10 protein-coding genes are annotated in these 20,753 nt (G+C 60.6%); 5 read left to right on the top strand and 5 right to left on the bottom strand.

The features are described from left to right. The first annotated feature begins 386 nt into the window (after window positions 1-386). Together DCO57_RS01675 and DCO57_RS01670 are read left to right on the top strand one after the other, a co-directional pair. Window positions 387-7,988: a type I polyketide synthase gene (locus tag DCO57_RS01675; RefSeq protein ID WP_208977733.1), complete on the top strand. Its 7,602-nt coding sequence runs from the start codon at window positions 387-389 to the stop codon at window positions 7,986-7,988. Between the two features lie 41 nt (window positions 7,989-8,029). Further along, window positions 8,030-9,388 carry an aminotransferase class I/II-fold pyridoxal phosphate-dependent enzyme gene (locus DCO57_RS01670; protein WP_116697095.1) on the top strand — a complete coding sequence of 453 codons (1,359 nt, stop codon included), beginning with the start codon at window positions 8,030-8,032 and terminating at the stop codon, window positions 9,386-9,388. A 30-nt stretch (window positions 9,389-9,418) separates the two neighbouring features. Here the strand turns inward: DCO57_RS01670 and DCO57_RS01665 are convergent, their stop codons facing one another. From DCO57_RS01665 to DCO57_RS01645, 5 genes are all read right to left on the bottom strand, one after another. Next, the gene (locus DCO57_RS01665; protein WP_208977731.1) at window positions 9,419-10,234 is read right to left on the bottom strand and encodes an SDR family NAD(P)-dependent oxidoreductase; all 816 of its coding nucleotides are present in this window, start codon (window positions 10,232-10,234) and stop codon (window positions 9,419-9,421) included. Between the two features lie 215 nt (window positions 10,235-10,449). Next, the gene (locus DCO57_RS01660) at window positions 10,450-12,180 is read right to left on the bottom strand and encodes a hypothetical protein (protein WP_116697094.1); all 1,731 of its coding nucleotides are present in this window, start codon (window positions 12,178-12,180) and stop codon (window positions 10,450-10,452) included. Further along, the gene (locus DCO57_RS01655; RefSeq protein WP_116697093.1) at window positions 12,177-13,499 is read right to left on the bottom strand and encodes a capsular biosynthesis protein; all 1,323 of its coding nucleotides are present in this window, start codon (window positions 13,497-13,499) and stop codon (window positions 12,177-12,179) included. Before DCO57_RS01655 ends, DCO57_RS01660 begins: the two co-directional genes overlap by 4 nt. Further along, window positions 13,483-14,832: a capsular biosynthesis protein gene (locus tag DCO57_RS01650; protein ID WP_208977730.1), complete on the bottom strand. Its 1,350-nt coding sequence runs from the start codon at window positions 14,830-14,832 to the stop codon at window positions 13,483-13,485. Before DCO57_RS01650 ends, DCO57_RS01655 begins: the two co-directional genes overlap by 17 nt. 74 nt (window positions 14,833-14,906) lie before the next feature. After that, window positions 14,907-16,037: a polysaccharide biosynthesis/export family protein gene (locus DCO57_RS01645; RefSeq protein ID WP_165814597.1), complete on the bottom strand. Its 1,131-nt coding sequence runs from the start codon at window positions 16,035-16,037 to the stop codon at window positions 14,907-14,909. 230 nt (window positions 16,038-16,267) lie between these two features. Here DCO57_RS01645 and DCO57_RS01640 point away from each other — a divergent pair, with 230 nt between their 5' ends. The 3 genes from DCO57_RS01640 to DCO57_RS01630 all read left to right on the top strand — a co-directional run bounded on the left by DCO57_RS01640 (window position 16,268) and on the right by DCO57_RS01630 (window position 20,751). Next, on the top strand, window positions 16,268-17,446 hold the full coding sequence (locus tag DCO57_RS01640) for an AGE family epimerase/isomerase (RefSeq protein ID WP_116697091.1): 1,179 nt from the start codon (window positions 16,268-16,270) through the stop codon (window positions 17,444-17,446). Window positions 17,447-17,591: 145 nt separating this feature from the next. Further along, on the top strand, window positions 17,592-18,503 hold the full coding sequence (gene folD / locus DCO57_RS01635; protein ID WP_116697090.1) for a bifunctional methylenetetrahydrofolate dehydrogenase/methenyltetrahydrofolate cyclohydrolase FolD: 912 nt from the start codon (window positions 17,592-17,594) through the stop codon (window positions 18,501-18,503). Window positions 18,504-18,897: 394 nt separating this feature from the next. Continuing rightward, window positions 18,898-20,751 carry an autotransporter assembly complex family protein gene (locus tag DCO57_RS01630; protein ID WP_116697340.1) on the top strand — a complete coding sequence of 618 codons (1,854 nt, stop codon included), beginning with the start codon at window positions 18,898-18,900 and terminating at the stop codon, window positions 20,749-20,751. Window positions 20,752-20,753: the final 2 nt, after the last annotated feature.

Raw genomic sequence — 20,753 nt, 5'->3', positions numbered from 1 at the left:
GCGCTGCGGTTCCTGTCCGGCCGAACGGAGCCGGGATCCGCATTTTTTTAGGTGCGCGCCGGGGAGGCCGTCAGGCAGGAGGCGCCCCTCATTTTTACCTCGATTGCCATATAAATTAGGTATGCTGAACGGAAAGCATGCTCTTTTTGCGCTAAATGCCTTCCACAAAAATGGTGCTTAGGCTAATGGTTCCCGGATTGGAATAACTCCAGCCTGTGGAATCGGGCCGGGGCATGGGGTAAGCTTGCGGTCGGCGTTTTGCAGAATCGACCGGACACAAGTGGTTCTGACGTTGAGGGAGCGTTGAGAAATGAGTATTCTCTGACCATTATTCTGTTAAAACTCAAAAGCTTGATCGATCTTAACCAATAAAAACAGGTTGTTCTGTGGCGTCGCTTACCTCCAACATCGATATTTTAGGTTATTCCAGTCGGCTTCCCGGAGCCAATGATTCTGATGAATTCTGGACGCTTTTGAAAAACGGCGATTGCGCTGTTACATCGGTTTCTCCTGACCGTTGGCCGCTGGCGCGATTCGGACATCCTCTTCAGTCCACGTCCGGAAAGACCTACACTTGGGCAGCCGGTCAGCTGGACAGTGTCTGGGGTTTCGATCCGGCCTTCTTCGGCATTTCACCGCGTGAAGCCGTACAGATGGACCCGCAGCAGCGCCTGCTGCTCCAGCTGGTGTGGGAAGCGCTGGAACACGCCAATATCCGGCCGAGTGACCTTGCCGGAACGTCGACCGGTGTCTATGTCGGCGCTTCTTCCCTGGACTACCATCACCGCTTTCTGGTCGACCCGGCCATGGCGGACATGCAGTTCATGACGGGCAATACCCTGTCGATCGTCTCCAACAGGATTTCCTATATCTACGACCTGAGAGGCCCGAGCTTCACGGTCGACACCGCCTGTTCTTCTTCGATCGTGGCGCTCCATGAAGCCGCAACGGCGATTGAGAGCGGCCAGATCGACACTGCAATCGTTTGCGGCGTCAGCCTGCTGCTCAGCCCCTTCGCTTTTGTGGGTTTCTCCCGCGCGACCATGCTGTCACCGACCGGACTTTGTCAGGCATTCGACGCCAATGGCGACGGATATGTTCGCTCCGAAGGCGGCGCTGTCGTCATCTTGCGCTCCGCGCGCGCTAGCTTGCCTGAAGGCGCCAAAAGCCATGGCAAATTGCTGGCCACCGGCATCAACGCCGACGGACGCACCGTTGGCCTCTCCCTGCCCTCGCCCTACGCACAGGCCGATCTGCTGCGCGAGATTTACGACGGACTGGAAATCGATCCGACCAGCCTGGCCTTTATCGAGGCGCACGGCACCGGAACCCGCGTCGGCGATCCGGCCGAAGCCGATGCGCTCGGCAAGGTCATCGGGCAAAAACGAACCGATGCTCTGCCCATCGGGTCAGTGAAAACCAATGTCGGCCATCTGGAGCCGGTGTCCGGGCTGGTGGGGCTTCTGAAGTCCCTCATGGCCCTCAAGGAAGATCTGTTTCCGAAGTCCCTTCACTTCAACACGCCCAATCCGGATATCCCCTTCGAAGATCTCAATCTGAAGGTCGCCGCCGAAGCCATTCCGCTCGAGACCTCGAAGGACCGCCGCCTTGCCGGCGTCAATTCCTTCGGTTTCGGCGGCACCAACGCCCATGCGGTCATCGGCGATCCGGATCCCGTTCCGGCCAAGGACACAGGCGCACCGGAAGATGCGCCGCTCATTCTCAGCGCCCGCTCCAGGGAAGCCCTTCAGGAGCTTGCCGGACGTTACCTGAACCGGCTGGACTCCGCCGATGCGGCGGCTGCCGGCAATCTGATTGCCACGAGCGCCCATAGCCGCGACCTGCTTTCCGAGCGCCTGGTCGTTCTCGGCAAGTCCCGGCAGGAAAAACTCGACGCCTTGCGCGCGTTCGCCGAAAACGGCGAAGAACAGTCCGATCTCGTCTCGGGGAGTGTCATCAAGGCGAACGCAAAGGTCGGCTTCGTCTTTTCCGGGAACGGATCGCAATGGGCCGGAATGGGCCAGGAAGCCTACCAGGCGGACGCGGCGTTCCGGGAGGCATTCGACAAGGTCGACAGGATCTTCATGGGCCTGAGCGGCTGGTCGCTGGTCACCACACTGTTCGCCGAAGATCTTGAAACCGATCTTGAACGCTCCGAAATCGCCCAGCCGCTGCTGTTCGCAATTCAGGTCGGTATCGTCGAGTCCCTGCGCAAGCGCGGCATCACCGCGGCAGGCACCGCAGGTCATTCCGTGGGAGAAGTCGCGGCGTCCTGGTGCTCAGGCGCGCTCGATCTCGAGCAGGCCGTGCGTGTGATCCGGGCCCGGTCGAGCGAACAGGAAGTCATCCGGGATCTCGGTTCGATGGGAGCCCTGCTGCTGCCGGCGGACCAGGCGGTTGCCGCCCTCAAGGAAAGCGGTCTGCCGCGCCTCGAACTGGCGGCCGACAACAGCCCGCGCAGTGTGACCATTTCCGGCGACAGCGACAGTCTGGACGCCTTCGCCAAGTTCGCCCGCAAGAAAAAATGGGCGATGCGCCGGCTGAATCTTGCCTACCCGTTCCACAGCGCGCTCGTGGACCCGATCAAGGAACCGCTTCTGGCGGCTCTGGAAGGCCTCGCACCAGGGGACGCAAACCTGCCGTTCTATTCGACCGTGACACCTGACGAAGAAAACGTCAGCGTTTCCAGCGAATACTGGTGGAAGAATGTCCGCCAACCCGTTCTTTTCTCCGCTGCCATAGAGAACATGGCCGCCGACAATTTCAGCGTTCTGGTGGAAATCGGCCCCAAACCCGTTCTGGGAACCTATATAAATGACGTTTTGAGGGCCAAGGGCAAGAAAGCCAAGTTCCTCGAAACACTGAAGGAACCGTCCAAGACTGCCGGGCCGGCGGACGGCAATCCGCTTGAGCGGATCGCCGCTGCCATTCTTGCCCATGGCGGCGAGACGGATCTTGAAAAATACGTCGGCCCGAAACCGGCACAACGAAGCGACCTGCCTTCCTATCCCTGGCAGAATTCGGAATTCCGGCCGGAAAGCACGCCCGAGCAGGTCGATTTCATGTTCGGTCAGACCTGGCCGTTGCTGGGGTACCGGCTGCGCCGGGACACGGCCGAGTGGTTCAACCATATCGACAGCGGTTCCCTGCCCTTTCTTCATGACCACAAGGTCGAAGACAGCGTGGTGTTCCCTGCCGCCGGCTATATCGAGATGAGCCTCCGTGCAGCCTTGCGCTGGACGAATGGTGATCAGGTCGAGCTGCGCGATTTCGACATTATCCGCCCGCTGGTGATCGACGGCGACGAAGTCTGGGAAACACAGGTCCGGATCTCTTCGGACGATCATGTGGTCGAGATCCTGTCCCGCCCCCGGTTGTCGGACAACGACTGGTCCCTGAATGCCCGCGGGACCTTCATCACGCCCTCGACCTCCTCCAGAACCCCGTGGCTGAAGACCGGCAGCGGTCAGGTTTCCGTTCTGGATCATGACACCCTTTACAAGGTTACAGAAAGCTTCGGCCTGAACTACGGCCCCGCCTTCAGGCGAGCCCGTCAGGTTGTCAAGCACTCGAAGACGACCGCCACTGTCGAGCTCATGGGCCAGGACGAACGCCTGGAGAAACTGCCTTTCGCTCTCTGTCCGACGCTCGTCGACGCCGGTTTCCATGGCCTGTTCGCACTTCTCGACGGTGTCGATGGTGTTCCCAAGAATACGTCCTTCCTGCCGATCCGCCTGGGCAGCCTGCGCCTGCTGGCGCCTGAAACCCACCCTGAATCTGTTCGTATAGAGGTCACAAAGGCTTCGCCGCGCTCGATCGAAGCCAGTTTCGAGTTCCTGGATGCGGACGGACAGACGATCGCCCGTCTGAACAAGGCGCGGTTCAAGGCGGTCACGCTCGGCCAGGACACCCGGCCCGACGATCTCGTTTACCGCCAGATCGCAACGATTCTTCCCGACCCCAACCGCGTCTCCCCGCTGCAGAAATCTTTCGACGGGCTCGCCGAGCTCGCGAAAAGGCTCGATCTTGCAGGTTCAGAAGATCAGGAGCCGGACGACAGCCGGGTGCTGATCGAGGCACTTGGCCGATCGATCGCCCATGTGTCGCTCTTCGGCATTTTCGGCGAAAAGCCGGTTCAAGTCGCCGAACTCGTTTCCTCGGGTGACCTGCATGAGAGCGCCGCCCCGCTTGCGGCGGACATGCTTTCCTGGCTGGTCGAGAGCGGTCATTGCGAGGAAACCGAGGCAGGTTTCCAACTCAACGACCCTTCGGAACATCCTTCTGCCCACGACCTGCTGCAGGCACTCACGGACGGTGGCGGCGAACACATTGCCGAAGCGGCCCTGCTTGCCAGACTTTGGACGGGTCTTCCCGATATCCTCACATCCGGTCTCGAGGATACCGCCGCGAAGATCTACGCATCCAGCCTGTTCGACGCCTATCGGTCGTCCTCACCCGGCAAGAGGGAATTGTCCGCCGCCCTGCTGAGCAGCGCACGAAGCATTTTCAAAAGCTGGTCTCCGGATCAGGCTTTCCGGGTACTTCTCGTGGGTGCAGGCGGCGGTCTCGCTGCCCATCTCGACAAGGAACTTGACCCGACCTACATGGCATTGACGGTGACGGACGCGACACCGGCCGCCGTCGGCCGCGGAGAACGGCTCTGGCAGGGAAGTTCCGCCACGACCTTCGTTGAACCCACCGAAACCGCATTCGATCTGGAGCGGTATTTCGATCTGGCGCTGTTCGATACCTCGCTTGCCGAATTCGACACGGAAACGCTGAAGCGGATCGTCCGCTCGCTTGCGCCCGGTGCGGTCGCTCTCGCCGCCGAGCCGCTGCCGCATCCCCTGACCGACCTGATCATGGGTGTCGGGGCTGCCTGGTGGGATGAGCATGCAACCGCCGATGCTCCCCTCACCAAACAGCTGACCGACTGGACGAAGACACTTGAAACCGCCGGCCTCGGAGAGGTCGAGACCGTCCCCTTGAAGAGCACGCTGATCGAAGCGGATCTCATCTGTGCCCGTATTCCTGAAAATGCGGCGCTTCCCGATACGGCGGAAGACGAAGATGCAGCGGAAACCGCACCGGAAACGAAGGCCTTTCTGCTGCTCACCGATGCGGAGGGACCGGCCTATCGACTGGCGGAAGGTCTCAAGTCCTGCATGGAACGCCAGGGCCACACCGCAACGCTTCTGGTCCCCGGAGAAGTCACCGAAGAGCTTGGCGACGGCATCTGGAGCGGCGCGCTGGAGCAGGCACAGCCGGACGAGGCTCTCGTCAAACTGCTTGCGGCCCACGATTACCGTCTGGTGCATCTGCGCGGTGCCTATGCGGACCCGGACGATGCGCTGAGCTCCGTCGATAGCCGCGCCTACAGCCTGATGACCCTGCTGAAGGCACTCGGAGCTGAAAAAGGCGAGTTCACACTGCTGGCACCGGCCGGTGCCCAGGACATCGCCGGTGGAAAGGCCCCGTCTCCCGACCAGGCCGGCATCTGGGCCTTCGGCCGCGTGGTGATGAATGAGTTCCCCGATTCCAACCTGAAGCTGATCGATGTCTCTCCGGATCTGGAGCCGGGCATCGCAGCGGCCCGTGTCGCGGAAGAAATCCTGATCGCGAATTGCGAGCGGGAAATTGTTCTCGACAGCGAAACCCGTTCCGGCCTGCGCCTGCTCAAGGGCGGCGTGCTTTCGGATGCGGCACTTCCGGACGGCGCCCGGCCTGCCATGAAACTCGACATTTTGCGCCAGGGGTCCCTGGACCAGCTGGCCTGGAAGGCAATCGAACGCAAAACGCTCTCCGGCAGGGATATCGAGATCGCGGTCGAAGCCAGCGGTCTCAATTTCCGCGATGTCATGTGGGCGCTCGGCCTGTTGCCGGAAGAGGCCCTTGAAGACGGGTTTGCAGGTCCCACCCTCGGCATGGAATGCTGCGGTCATGTGGTTGCCTGCGGTCCCGACGTCACCCGGTTCAGACCCGGAGACAAGGTCATCACCTTCGCGCCGGCCTGTTTCGCGTCCCATGTGACGGTCGATGAAAGCGGATGCGCGCCGATGCCCTCGACTGTGTCTGCCGAGGAAGCGGCCACCATCCCGGTGACCTTCCTCACCGCTTTTTATGCGCTTGTTCACCTGGCACATGTTTCCGAAGGAGAAACCGTCCTGATCCATGGCGGCGCGGGCGGTGTGGGTCTTGCGGCCCTGCAGATCGCGAAATGGCGCGGTGCGAAGATCATCGCCACAGCGGGGTCGGAAGACAAGCGCAATACGCTGAAGCTTCTGGGCGCCGATGTGGTTCTGGATTCCCGCAGTCTGGCGTTTGTCGATGCGGTCATGGAAGAAACCGGCGGAGAAGGTGTCGATGTTGTTCTGAACTCTCTTTTCGGAGAGGCGATGGAACGCAGCATCGAGGTGCTGAAACCGTTCGGCCGGTTCCTCGAGCTCGGCAAGCGGGACTACTACGGCAACACCCGGATCGGCCTGCGTCCGTTCCGTCAGAACCTCACCTATTTCGGCATCGACGCCGACCAGTTGCTCACCCGACAGCCGAAACTGGCCGTCGATCTGTTCGTCAGGCTTGTCGAGCTGTTCGAGGACGGCACGCTGCGGCCCCTGCCGCACCGCGTATTCGAAGCCTCCGACGTTGTCGATGCCTTCCGGCTGATGCAGCAGGCCGGGCATATCGGCAAGATCGTTATCCGTCCGCCAGACGTTCCCGCAGCCGTTCCTGCGGTCGAAACAATCTCCTTTGATGGCGATGCGGTCTATGTGATTGCCGGCGGGTTCGGCGGGTTCGGAGCGGCCCTGCTGAACCGGCTTGCCGATCACGGAGCGAGGAACCTTGCCGTTCTGAGCCGCCGGGGCGATGCCAGCGAGGAAGCTCAGGCCCTCATCGGGCAGTTGACGGAACGCGGCGTGACCATCAAGGGCTATGCCTGCGATATCACCGACGAAAAGGCCGTGAAGTCAACGCTGGCCGAGATTCGCACTCTTGGCAAACCGATCAAGGGCGTGTTCCACACGGCCATGGTGCTCAACGACGTTCTGATTGCCAATATGGATCATGAGGGCCTGACCCGGGTGCTCGCTCCGAAGATCCGCGGCGCGGAACTCCTGGACCGCCTGACCGCCGATGATCCCCTGGATCATTTCGTTCTCTATTCCTCGGCGACCACACTCGTCGGCAATCCCGGCCAGGCCAATTATGTGGCTGCGAACGGCTATCTGGAAGGTCTGGCCCGCAAGCGGCGTGCCGAAGGCCGGCCGGGCCTTGCCGTGGCATGGGGAGCTATCTCCGATGCCGGTTATCTGGCCCGCAACGAAGACGTCAACGATCTGCTGTCACGCAAGCTCGGCCGGCATGCGCTGACGGCCAGGGAAGCGCTCGATGGCCTGATGTCACTGATGGCGCAACCGGAGCAGTCGAAAGACGTCCGCTTGGCCGCGCTCGGTTACGCCCGCATCGACTGGCAGGCCGCGCGCAAGGACCTTGCGCTGGTTGGAACGCCCTTTGTCGGTCTGCTTGGTCTTGGTGATGAAGACGACACCGGCTCGGACGGCATGATCGACCTTGCCGCCATGCTGCAGGGCATGGACCCGGTTACCGCGGCCCAGACGGTTGCCAAGCTTCTGGCGGCGGAAATCGGCAAGATCCTGAGGATAGCTCCGGAAGAGATCGATCCGCACAAGCCGCTGTCGGATATCGGCATGGACTCGCTGATGGCACTGGAACTGCGCATGAGCGCGGAGAGCCAGCTTGGCATCGATATCCCGCTGATGTCGCTTGCCAATGGGGCGACACTGATTGACTTGTCAAGCCGTGTGGCCAATCGTGTGCTTGGAGAGGAAAACGCCTCCGGCATGTCCGACGAGAGCCAACAGCTCGCCAGCCTGCACATGGATGACGCACGATCCGAAACGGAAGACCTTTCCGATGTCGCAGCTGAAGTCGAGAGCAAGAGCCGACAACTCGGCTCCTTCCTCTGACAGGCGAACAGCAAGACCGGATGTAACAAGGAATGACAGGAATGGCCTCAGATGATCGGGCCAAGCTTATGGACAGCTTGAAAGCGAACCGCCGGTCCGCGCGCGGGCGGTCTGCGTCAGCGGCCACTCGCCCGCAGACAACGTCCCCCAAGCGCAAGGTATTCGATTTCAAGGAATTGCCGCAGGTCAAGCAGTTGCAGATGCACCGGGCCGCCGCGGACATGATGGGAATCGAAAACCCGTTTTTCAGACCGCATGACGGGCTGGCGGTGGAAACAAGTGTCATCGGCGGACAGACCTACGACAATTTTGCTTCCTACAACTATCTGGGTCTCAACGGCCATCCGCGGGTAAATGCGGCAGCAAAGGCGGCCGTGGACCAGTACGGCACCAGCGTGTCGGCCAGCAGAATCGTTGCCGGCGAAAGGCCATTTCATAACGAACTGGAATCTGCCCTCGCCAGCATTCACGGTGTCGAATCCGCCATCGTCATGGTCTCCGGACATGCCACGAATGTCACCACCATCGGCCATCTGATGCACAAGGGGGATCTGGTTCTCACCGATTCCTTCGTGCACAATTCGATTGCCGAAGGTGTCAGGCTGTCCGGGGCAACCCGCATGAATTTCCCGCATGACGACCTCGATGCGCTGGAAAAGATGCTGGCCGATCATCGGCACAAGTTCGATAAGGTCCTGATCGCCGTTGAAGGCCTTTATTCGATGGACGGGGATTTTCCCGACCTCAGGAAACTCGTCAAACTCAAGCAGGCCTATGATGTCTGGCTGATGGTCGACGAGGCGCATTCCATCGGCGTCCTCGGCAAAACCGGGCATGGAATATCGGAGCATTTCGGGATCGACCCGACCGAAGTCGAGATCTGGATGGGCACGCTCAGCAAGACCTTCTCGTCCTGCGGCGGCTATATCGCCGGCTCGAAGGTCCTGTGCGACTATCTGAAGGTATCGGCGCCAGGTTTCGTGTTTTCCGTGGGCCTGTCCCCCGCTCTGGCCGGCTCAGCCATCGCTTCGGCGGAAATGCTGAAACAGGAACCTGAACGGGTTGAACGGCTGCAGAAAAACGGCTCCCTTTTCCTGAAGCTCGCAAAAGAGGCCGGGCTGAATACCGGACCGAGCACCGGATATGCGGTCGTACCGGTCATCGTCGGCGATTCTGCGGGTGCGGCAATGCTTTCCAACCGTTTGCTCGCAAAAGGAATCAATGCACTGCCAATCATTTTCCCGGCCGTGCCGGAGAAATCCGCACGCATTCGCTTCTTCATAACGAGCGAGCACACGGAAGAGCAGATCATCCGGGCCGTCGAAACGACAGCCGCTGAACTCGATGCCATGCGCGCGGACGGAACGGCTGTCGACAGACTGATCAAGGCTTCCCGGTAACCCTGCGGGCTGCGCCCGGCGGTTTGGGAACTACGTATCCTTTGGATTTCCGTAGCGCGGATCGTCCTCGATTTCCGCTTCAAATCCCCCCAGGAACAGGTCGCCGAGGATGGGGGGCAGCAGGTTCTGCAGCCGGATACCGAAGGCCAGCAGGAAGGGGAATGCGTAGAAGGCACGTTTGCGCTCTATTGCGCGCCGCATCAGCGTGGCAGCCTTGTCAGCCGGCATTTCAAATGGTTTTGCACCCTTGTGCCGCGCGGACATCGGCGTTGTCACGAAGCCCGGACATATGATGGTCACCGAGACGCCGAAAGGTTTCAGCCAGCCGCGCAGAGAATGGCCATAGGCGATGATCGCGGCCTTTGTCGCACTGTAACTCGGCATATCCGGAAGAGCGCGCATTCCCGCCAGAGACGCCACCAGAACGATCTGCCCACGCCTGCGCTTTTGCAGGGCATCGACGATGCCGGAAACCGTATTGACGACGCCACGGTAATTCACGTCAATCTGCCGGTCGCTGTCCGCATCGCTCTCGCGGGTCCGGTTCGGCCCAAGCCCGGCAGTCACGCCTGCATTGGCGATGACAAGATCGACGGGATGCCGCGTGTCGAGTTCCGCGAGATAGGCCTGCAGCTTTTCCCGGTCACGGATATCGATCGCCGCAACTTCCCCTTCGGCGCCCTGTGCGCGTATGTCCGTCATCACCGGTTCGAGCCGTGCCTCGTCGCGCGCAATCAACGCAAGATAGGTTCCCGGGCCGGCAAATTCCCTGGCCAGCGCCTGGCCGATACCGCCGCTGGCCCCGGTCAGCACGATGACCCTGTCATATCGGTCCGTCATCCCCATTCCTTTCTCCAGATCGTCCTGCTTCCAACATACGGAAATCATATCGAACGTATCTCGTTGCCGTGAAGTCCAGTAGCTGCCTGCGTCAAGTCCGGCCCCATTGGCCGTGTTGTCGTATTCGCACTCCCGGGAGCCGTTCACCGCCCGATGCGCGGTGCAGCTGACCGGTGATTTGTCAGGTTCCGCCAACCGGCAGGAATCGGCTCCCACCGATCTTACAGACCCAGCTTGCGCCCAAGCCAGGATGAATGTCTCTTGATCGCCGTGACAAGAAGATGCCTCCGGTCCCTGCGCTGTTCACTCAACCGTGCCACAAGGAATTCCGGCGTGCAGGGCAGCAGAGAGACCGGATCCACCGTGCGGGCGTATTTCACCAGCGCCAGATAGACCAGTTCCGCCAGGCTGCGCGGGCGCCCCCTGCCCGGAATCTCCGTCAGATCCTCGCATAGTCCCCAACCGGCATAGAATGGTGCGCCATGAACCGTGACCTTGCAGCCACGCAGAAGAGCCTCGAAGCCGGACAGTGAGGAGAAGGTCTCAACCCTGTCGACCGCTTCGATCAGGTCGATGATGTTGGCGTCTTCGGCAATTTCATCGGCATGGATCAAGGCCGTTTCCCGCTCGACCCTGCCTTTGCGCAAACCCGTTTCCACGTCCGGATGCGGCTTGAAGATCAGATAGGCCTCCGGATTGCGGGCCCGCACCAGTTTCAACAGATCCAGATTGACATTCGGCGTGTTGGCGCAGTCAATCGTCGCCGACCTGGACTTGCGGATGGCCGCATCATCGGCGACCTGTCCGGGAACCAGGATTGTTGTCCTGCCCGCCGGAAAGGAGAAGGTTCTGGACTTCCCGAAGTTGTATTTCGACACGCGTGCGGCACGGATCAATTCCACCAGGCCCCGGCCGCGTTCCAGTTCCGTCTCGGTGAGGTCATGGTCTTTCAGCAGGACTTCCAGACGGCTCGGGCGGGACGGGTCGTAGTAGATCCCGAGGTCGTCAACGGCCAGCATCGCACCACGGGCAAGACCGGCCCCAAGCCCCACCGATCGCAGAAAACCATCCTCGATCCGCAGAAGTGCAATCCCTGCGTCCGAGCAGGCCTTTTCGAACGCCGCATCCGTGCGTCCGGCCCAGGAAAGGATCTGTCCACCGCTTCGGGCCGCCGCCGCAATCGCTTCTTGCTGCGTTTCGTGAAACGTGACGTCACCGGTGGGACCAGAGAATGTGGCCCGAATCGACGGATGGTTCCAGTATTGCGCTCCATAACAATGGCTGGCGCGGCTGTTCTGCTGCCAGCTCGTGCGGAGCGTGCTGAAGATCTGCAGGGCCTCGGACCAGTCAACCGGCTTTCCGGTATAGGGTGAAAACCAGACCGTATTGCGGGTCAGTACCCGGTCGAGCAGGGCTTGGGGGGCGATATCCCGTTCGGCGGCAGCCTCTTCGATATCGTTCTGGAGCCGGCTGGCCTCTTCCTCTTCGCATGCGTTGCCCGACAGAAGGTGTTCCAGATCCCGGTGCCCCTGGTCAGGACTGTCAGGCTCTCCGGCTGCGCCGCAGGACAGTTCAAGAGACCGCCAGGTGCTGACGAAACCGGGTTTCGACGGGTCTCCCTTTCCCGCGGACGCGTCCGCCAGAAGCCGCCAGGGGTTGCCCGCCTCTCCGTCGCCGGGATTGACCAGCGGCAGCAGGACGAGGCTTGCCGGAACGCGTTTGGCGTCGACCGGGGTCGGTCCCGGAAGAACCAGCAGAAGTGTTGCGCCCCTTTTCTTCGCCAGTTTCACAGCCGGGGAAAGCTCCTCCGCTCCGGAGACGACAAAAAGACGCCCCTGTATCTCCCCTTTCCCCTGCAGCGTTTCAATCGCGGTCCTGATGAGGGCCTTCCTCGCGACAAGCGAAGGGTCTGCACCGAAGAGAACCGCGGGCGGTTTGGAGCGCGTTTTCACAGGCGCACCCCGAGTTTGCGCGCTTTTTCGAGCCTCGGCGGCGGTTCCACAAAGGCTCCCAGAGGATTGAGCTCACGCCGCGCTATGCGATCCGCAATGTTCCGGGCTGCAACGATGACGCCCTGGCGGTTATGGATCGATCCGCGCACCTGGGTCGTCGCGGCGAGCGCATGTATATAGGCCTCCAGAAGCGACTGGTCCGGCTTGTGGGGTTCATTCCAGAAACTGGACAGATCCCCCTGGTGGGTCAGCCCCTCAATGTCGTAATGGGCGGGAACCAGGGTTTTGACCGGGACCTGTGCCTGCAGGGCTTCCAGGCCTGCCGTCGAATTGAGCGTCACAACGCCTGTAGCTGCTTCAAAGGGTTTCGACAGACCTCCGCCGTCGAGATAATGCATGCGGGCACTCAGGCCATGTGTTCGTGCCAGGGCGCTGGAGACCCCGAACCAGTCCTCGAACCCCACATCCAGCGGGTGGCTTTTCAACACCAGATGCGCCTCTTCGGGGGCCGAGTCTGCAAAGGAATGGAAGATGATTTCCAGAACCTGGGAAAAGCTTCGATAGGGCGAATGCCTTCGAAGCTGGAAGTCGCCCTCAAGCTGGATCGGCACCACAAAATAGCTACTGCCCGTTTTTCGAAGCGCCTCCATCTCGCGCTCCGCTCTGGCAGTACGCTTCTTTTGCCGGAGAAGCCGTGCGCCCCCCCGCAGATACTCTTCTATCGGCGGATAGATCGTATGTCGCTCATAGCGGGGGAAAAGCGGTTTCAAGAAGACATTCGTCAGGTTGTAGGCCACGTCTGGAGCCGTCTGAAGCCAGAAGGACGACGGAAACTGCGGGCTCAGGTCCACCTCCCCCGCCCTTTCCGAAACGGCCCGGATAGCCCCTGGCTCGACCGGAAAGCGGCTCAGGGTCGACAACCCGTTCCGCTCCAGGGTCATCCAACCTGGCCGCAGCGCTCCCAGTTCGGTCACGGCGATCTGGATGCCTCGTGGCAACGCCTTTTCAATGGCGATCCTGTGGTAGATCCTCTGGTCACCGTGCAGCACCAGATCCGTAATCTGGTGCGCGGCCAGAAAGCGCTCGATGAACTCCGGCCAGTCTTGCGGAGAGCCCCTGAAACTGAAGCATTCCTTGCCGTGCCACTGCAGCCAGTCACCGGCACAGAAATTGATCCGGAACACCTGGCATCCGAATTCTCTCAAATGCTCTCCCGCCATCCTGAAGAGCGGTGCCAGGGGCCCCTGAAGAAAGAGTATCCGCCGGCCGGAGAGATCACCGTCCGCCTCTTCCCCGGAGGGCTCAACCGGGCCAGACATGAGTCCACCGCTCCATCTTGCCGCGCCCCTTGATCTGCTCGGAAAAAGTCGTCGTAATGCCCCGTGACCGGGCCTTTTCCAGCCTGGGAGGCGTGTCGCAAAGGGCACCGGGCAGGTTGACCGTGCCGGCCACGATGCGCTCCGCCATCAGTTCCGCTGCGGCTTCTCGGCCTTCCTTCGTGTAAAAACAGCCTTTGACCTGTATGGAGGCTCCCAGCAGTCTTTCCAGCGCTTCCAGCAGATCCTGGTCAGGTGCGGTGGCATTGCGCCAGAACCTGTCCAGCGGCTTCTGGCAGGTCAGACCCTCGATGTCATAAAGCGCAATTCCGAGAACCTTCGTGGGACAATTCGCCCGCAAGGCGTGCAGACCGGTCGTGCTGTTGATGGTCAGGGACCCGGCGGCATGGCTCAACAGCTTGTTCAGATTCCCGCCATCCACCAGCAGAACGCGTTTCTTGACCCCATGCCTTTTGGCGATCGTACGCAGGATGCGCGGCCAGGGCTCGATCCCGTTGTCAAGCGGATGCACCTTGAAGACCAGCCGTGCGGAAGATGGCGCGTGGAGCGCGAAGGACTGAATGGCTTCTTCCGCGGCTTCAGCGATATGTCCGTATTGGGAATTGTAACGGAGCTGATAATCGCTCTGAAGCTGCAACGGGAAAACGTAATAGGGAAGCCCGGTGGCGATGATGTCGTCAATGACATGGTAGGCGTGACGATTCCGGCGACTGGCCAATGCAAACCGGGGGATGTTGCTGAGATAGTCAATGATCGGATGGTAGAGCTTGTCTCGCACATACCCGGGGAAGGCCCATGCGAACAATACGTTGGCCATGTTGTAAGTGACCTCGTTCACCGCCTCGTTGATGAACGGGTACTTGTACAGGGGCTGCCGGTCTATTTCCGGAAGCGCCGCACCGGTCTTGCGAATGAGATCGGCATCCTCCGGAAAGAGGGAATGCGCCGACATGCCGCGATGTTCCAGCGTAATCCAGTCTGGCCGCAGATATCCGTTTTCAAAGGTCAGGCAGATCAGCCCCAGATCGGCACCGACCTCGGCCGCCGCGACGTGATAGGGCACGCGGTCGGCGTAATAGACAATGTGGGTGACCATGTTCTGCCGGCAATACTCGCGCAGCCACTCCGGCCAGTTCTCGAGGCTGCCGCGATAGGCGCTGCATCGCCGATCATGCCAGCCAAGCCAGTCCCCTGCCGACAGATTGATACGCAGCGTTCGCACGCCCCGTTTTTCGAGACTGTCCGCTATGGTGCGTGCAAAGACCCCGGGCGGACCTTGCAGAAAAAGCACCACCATGGAGCTGTCTGGAGTCATTGCGTTTTGCCAACCTGCTGGCTTGGGCGGCTCGAGAAGCCGGACGAACCGCCGAATGTTGCGATCAGCAATCTTTAATCGTAAATTCCCTGTACCGTCGAGTAATTGCTGATCAGCGGCGCTATGATCTGAAGGAATTTCCCGAGTTCCGCAGTCGGATGATTCGAGACATAGATGATGTCCCTGTCCCGCATCTCGAAGTTCTGGGCCAGGAAGAAACCCTTGGGGTCCCTGAGACTCAGCTTGTAGACCATCGGAACGGCCGTACTTCCGGTAAGCTTCCTGTCGAGTTCCGGCTTCAGCTGGCGGACAAGGGCAGCATCTTCATAGCGGAACAGGAACACCCCGTTGGCATCGGCGCGCTCGTCACGCAATCCGCCGACCGTTGCCAGGGCCTCGGCCATGGTCACCGTCTTGGTCTTGAACGGAACAAGCTGATTGGCCTTCACTGCACCAAAAGCTGAATATGTGCGAGGACGATGTGACAGGAGGATGTTGTCGCCTGGCGAAACAACAACGTTGTTTTCCGGATAGTCGATCAGATCTTCCATCCGCGTGGTGCCGGCGCGCTTGCCCCGCTTCAGTGTCACGACCGTCTCGTAAGTGGCTTCACGGGATCCGCCTGCCTGGGCAACGAGATCCAGCAGACGTGTATTGCGCAGAGGCAGCGGATAAACGCCCGGCTTCGCCACATCCCCGACGACCACCGCCGTCGTGCTGAGCTTGTCCTTGAGCGAAACCAGAACCTGCGGCTCGACCGCCTTGCCGACCAGCTTTTTCTGAATTGACTGGCGCAAGCCTTCGATGCTCAGACCTGCGGCCCGGATGCGACCTGCGTAGGGAATGAATATATAGCCGTTTTCGTCGACAACGGAGGGTATCTGGCTCGATCCCCCGCCTTCACTGGAAAACAGCCCGTCAGGAGACGCTTCCCAGATTGTGACGACCAGAGTGTCCCCGACACCGAGCAAAGTCGGCGAGCCGCCGCTGCCGACGCCATGAAACTGGTTCGCGAATGCGAGCGGACGGTAGGCTTTCACTTTTTCAATATTGGTGGCGTCCAGCACGACGACGGTGTAGTCACCAGCCTTTGCGCTATCCTCAACATCTTGCGAAGTGATATTGATTGCGGCCGGACCGTCTCCGGGCAGAGCGGAACACCCAAACAACGCCCCCGCAAGCACCAGTACTGACAAAATTCGCATTAGACCCCGTTCCACCCGTTTGCTGTCCGTCTGGTAGCACCCCCGCGCCGCCTTGTCCAAGAGTCAACGCTCTTATTCCCAGGAGAAACGTCGCACCTGTGACTTTGCTGTAACAGTAGACCCTTTATTCCTAGTGAATTGATTAATTTCCGATTTATCGCCCTAAGTTAGGCATATGAACACCGTTCGTTTCCCGGGTTTCCACGATTTCGATGAGGCTATCGACGACCATGAACGACCTGACCAAAATCAGTGAAACATTGCAGAAATGCTCGGAAGATTTGACAAGCTGGCTGACGGAAAAAGCGCTTCCGGCCTGGTCTGCCACAGGCCTGGACCGGGAAAGCGGCGAATGTTTCGAAGCGATCGATCCGGCGACCCGAAAGGCCGTTGAGGTTCCGCGCCGCGCGCGTGTCGTTCCCAGGCAGATATATTCTTTTCTGGAGGGTGAAAAACTTGGCTGGGCAGGTCCGGCGGGCGAAATTGTGACCGGGTTGTCGGATTGGCACGTGAAGGCATTCCTGACGGACGCCGGATATTTCGCCGGTGCCGTGGACGTGCAAAACCGGATCACGGATCCGGCCTTTGACCTCTACAATCAGGCCTTCGCCCTGTTCGGCTTCGCACAGATCGCGGCAGCGATTCCCGAACGCAAGGCCTGGGCGGTCGAACAGGCTGCGGACCTTCTGAGATTCCTGTTTGAAAATTACCGTCATCCGGAAGCCGGCTTCCGCGCTGCCAATCCGGACATGGCACCGCTTGGCTCCAATCCGCACATGCACCTGTTCGAAGCCTGCCTCGCCTGGGAAAAAATATCCGACGAGCCGGTTTGGCGCGATCTGGCGGATGAAGTCGCCGAACTCGCCCTCACCCGTTTCATCGACCCGGTGAACGGCGGTCTGCGGGAATTCTTCGACCTGGACTGGTCACCGATGCCCGGCGACCAGGGCCGGGTAATGGAGCCCGGACATCAGTTCGAATGGGCATGGCTGCTGACAAGATGGGGCTGCTCGCGACAGGATGCGGGGGCACTGGTCGCCGCCCGGCGCCTGTATGACATCGGCTGGACCTACGGCATCGACGAAACCCGGAATGTGACCTTCATGGCGCTGAACGACGATTTCACCGTCCGCGATCCTCTTGCCCGGCTTTGGGGACAAACCGAATGGATCAAGGCGGCGATCGCACTGGCGCAGATCTCGACCGGCGTCGAGAAGGAGTCCTATCTCGCCGACATACCCGACGGGGTGCGGGCGTTGCAGACCTTCCTGGAAGGCGTGCCGGACGGCCTGTGGCGCGACAAGCTCACGCCACAGGGCACATTTGCCGAGGAACCCGCTCCGGCCAGTTCGCTCTACCATATCGTATGTGCAATTTCGGAGCTGAACGCGTTCACGAAGTCTCTTTGACCAACCGTGACCGCCTTGTTCGGGCGTTCGTGACGAAACCGGAGCAGGAAAAGACGCAAACCGCCTTTTTCATTTCCGCATGGCATTCTATAGCTTGTCGCCGAATCCGGATTTCAGCTCATGGATACAGCAACAAGGAAGCGGAATGCCCGAGGCAACAATCATTGACGGCAAGGCGATCGCGGAATCGGTGCGCGACGAAATCACCCGCCGGGCGGCGACGCTGCTTGAGACCAGTGGCGCACGGCCAGGTCTGGCCGTCGTTCTGGTCGGGGAAGATCCGGCAAGCCAGGTCTATGTGCGCAACAAGGACCGGGCAGCAGAAGCCTGCGGGTTTCATTCGGTCAAACATACCCTTCCCGCCACGACCAGCGAAGACGATGTTCTCTCGCTCGTCGACAGCCTCAACAACGATCCCGACATTCACGGCATTCTGGTGCAATTGCCGCTGCCCGACCATATCGACGAGAGCAAGGTCCTGCGCCTGATCCGGCCGGAAAAGGATGTCGACGGGTTCCACCCGGTCAACGTCGGCCTCCTCACGGCGGGGGAACGGTCCAGCGCGCTGGTTCCCTGTACGCCTGCCGGGTGTCTGGTTCTGCTGAAGCGCACGCTCGGAGACACGCTTGCCGGGCAGAACGCCGTCGTGGTCGGCCGCTCCAACATTGTCGGCAAGCCGATGGCCAGCCTTCTTCTTCAGGAAAGCTGCACGGTCACGATCGCCCACAGCCGTACGAAAAACCTGCCCGACGTGGTGCGCGCGGCCGATATTGTCGTCGCCGCCGTCGGCCGCCCCCAGATGATCAGGGGCAACTGGATCGGACAGGGTGCGACGGTAATCGATGTGGGCATCAATCGCATACCCGCCCCTGAGCGTGGCGAAGGCAAAAGCCGGCTTGTCGGCGATGTCGCCTTCGAGGAGGCCCTGGGCCATGCGGGTGCGATCACGCCGGTTCCCGGAGGTGTCGGACCGATGACCATCGCCATGCTGATGGTCAATACGCTGACGGCCGCACGGCGCCTGCTTCATCTCCCCGACGAGCAATCGCTGTTCTAGGCTAGCCGACCAACTCCCTGATGGTGGTGCCTCCCGGCCTTCCCGGGGTCCGCTTTCCGCCACCTCTCCGGCCTTGCCGGATGAGAGGAAATCATTGTTGCGCCTGTGCACTTGCGCTGCCTGCGCCGCCATGATCTATCGTGTTGAGAGTACATTAACCGTAGTTGACCTAACGTGAGATACGTAGGGAACACGTATACAGTTTGGCTCGATTGCAACAGGACTCACTGAGGCAATCCGGTCATGCAAAACAGACTGGCGGCAGTAAGTGAAGGGTCTACCGTCCTGCAAATCCGGGCTTGTTTCGGGTTCGCGTCATTTCGCATTGACGACACTGGCCGGCTTGCCGGCAGACGGTGCGTTTTGTGCTGCCCGCCTCCTTCGGACCGGACTGATGTGCGCCGCACTGACGATGGTACCGCAAGCCGCGCATTCCTTCGAACTCTTCGGATGGAAACCCTTCGGATCCTCCAATGACAATCCGGAGGCGGTTCCCGATCCCATTTCCTACAAAACCGAACTTACCGTCACGAGCGGCAATGAACATCTGACCGCCGGACTGGAGACGGCATCTCTGCTGGTACAACAGCAGGACAGGATGCCTTCCGGAGAGGCCGGACTGCTGGCACGTGCCCTCTCCGACCGCGAACGTCTGGTCGCCCAGCTTTATTCCGCAGGCCGTTACGGCGGGACGGTCGACATCACGCTCGCGGGCATCCCGCTGGAGACCGCCCTTGACCAGTCCAGCTTGCCCCCGGCCCGGCCGGTCGATGTGGTCATTCTGGTCAATCCCGGTCCCGTATTCACCCTGGGGGACGTGTCGATTTCCGCGCGTGGCGCGGAACTGTCGTCAGATCCTGCCTTTTGGGGCCTGTCTCCCGGCGACGTGGCCGCCTCCGATCATATCCTGACAGCGGAAGGCCGCATTGTTTCCGTGCTGCGCGGACGGGGTTATCCGAAGGCGAAAATTGCCGAGCGGCGGATCACGGCCGATCACAGCACAAACCGTCTCGCTGTCACCCTGATCGCCGATGCGGGGCCGAAAGCCCATTTCGGCGCCGTGTCCGTCAGCGGAACGAAAGTGACCGATCCGGCATTCGTCATTCAGCAGGCCATGCTGCCGCAGGGAGCCGTCTATTCTCCCGAGGACCTCGCACGGACCCGCAAACGTCTCAACGACCTCGGCATCTTTTCCTCGATCCGGCTGATCGAAGGCGAAATCACCGGCCCCGATGGCACAATGCCGATCACGATCGAAGTCACCGAGCGCAAACGTCATGTGATCGGTGCCGGAGCCTCCTGGTCCAGCACGGAAGGCTTCGGTGTCGAGTCCTACTGGCGGCGCAGGAACCTGTTCGGCCGTGGAGAACTTCTTTCGATCGAAGGATCGGTTGGCCGGCTTGGAAACGAAAGCCTGGAGAACCTCGAGTATTCGACCCGCATTGCCTTCGAAAAGCCGGGGGTCTTCGGACCGCTGACCAGTTTCTCGACCAGTCTGGGCGCCAAGCAGGAAAACCCGGACGCCTATTTAAGCCGCTCGATCACCTATGATGCCTATCTGAACCGTCAATTCTCCGAACACCTCAAGGGGCGTGCGGGCGGGGAAGTCTTCTTTGCCAACGAAGAGGACGCTTTCGGCGACAATGATTATCTGCTGGTCGGGTTGCCCGGCGATCTGACTTTCGACAACAGGGACAATCCCCTCAATCCGTCCAAGGGCATCTTCGCGGCGCTCTTTGCGGAGCCCGCCTATGACACGCTGAATTCCAACGCGATGGGCTTCCTGAAAGGCACGGTGTCCAGCTACTACGCGCTGGATAAAGCCAAACGCTTCATTCTTGCCGGCAAGGTTTCCGCTGGCTCCATTTTCGCTCCCTCGGTCGAATCCGTACCGGCAAGCAGGCGTTTCATTGCCGGAGGCGGCGGTTCGATTCGCGGCTATGCATACCGCAACGTCGGCCCGCGGGTGGATGGTGAGGTTGTAGGAGGCAGATCGTTGATCGAATTGTCCGGAGAGGTTCGCGTTCAGGTGACAGAAACGATCGGTGTCGTCGGGTTCGTGGATGCCGGAAACGCCTATGAGGACAGTTTTCCCGACTTTTCGGAGGGGCTGAAGGTGGGCGTCGGTGCCGGCCTGCGCTACTTTACTCCGATAGGACCGCTTCGGATCGATGCGGCCGTCCCGCTGGATCCGGGTAAGGACGACCCGGACTTCGCCCTTTATGTCGGTTTGAGCCAGGCGTTTTAGCG

It is taken from the genome of Labrenzia sp. 011, from assembly GCF_003075075.1.
Taxonomy (GTDB): Bacteria; Pseudomonadota; Alphaproteobacteria; order Rhizobiales; family Stappiaceae; genus Roseibium.
Note: the sequence above shows the minus strand (reverse complement) of the source record. Positions and strands in the feature narration are given on the sequence as shown.

Coding starts and splice junctions, on each gene's coding strand:
- DCO57_RS01630 (WP_116697340.1), top strand. CDS start 18,898: ATGTGCGCCGCACTGACGATGGTACCGCAAGCCGCGCATTCCTTCGAA.
- DCO57_RS01650 (WP_208977730.1), bottom strand. CDS start 14,832: ATGACTCCAGACAGCTCCATGGTGGTGCTTTTTCTGCAAGGTCCGCCC.
- DCO57_RS01670 (WP_116697095.1), top strand. CDS start 8,030: ATGGCCTCAGATGATCGGGCCAAGCTTATGGACAGCTTGAAAGCGAAC.
- DCO57_RS01640 (WP_116697091.1), top strand. CDS start 16,268: ATGAACGACCTGACCAAAATCAGTGAAACATTGCAGAAATGCTCGGAA.
- folD (WP_116697090.1), top strand. CDS start 17,592: ATGCCCGAGGCAACAATCATTGACGGCAAGGCGATCGCGGAATCGGTG.
- DCO57_RS01665 (WP_208977731.1), bottom strand. CDS start 10,234: ATGGGGATGACGGACCGATATGACAGGGTCATCGTGCTGACCGGGGCC.
- DCO57_RS01655 (WP_116697093.1), bottom strand. CDS start 13,499: ATGTCTGGCCCGGTTGAGCCCTCCGGGGAAGAGGCGGACGGTGATCTC.
- DCO57_RS01645 (WP_165814597.1), bottom strand. CDS start 16,037: ATGCGAATTTTGTCAGTACTGGTGCTTGCGGGGGCGTTGTTTGGGTGT.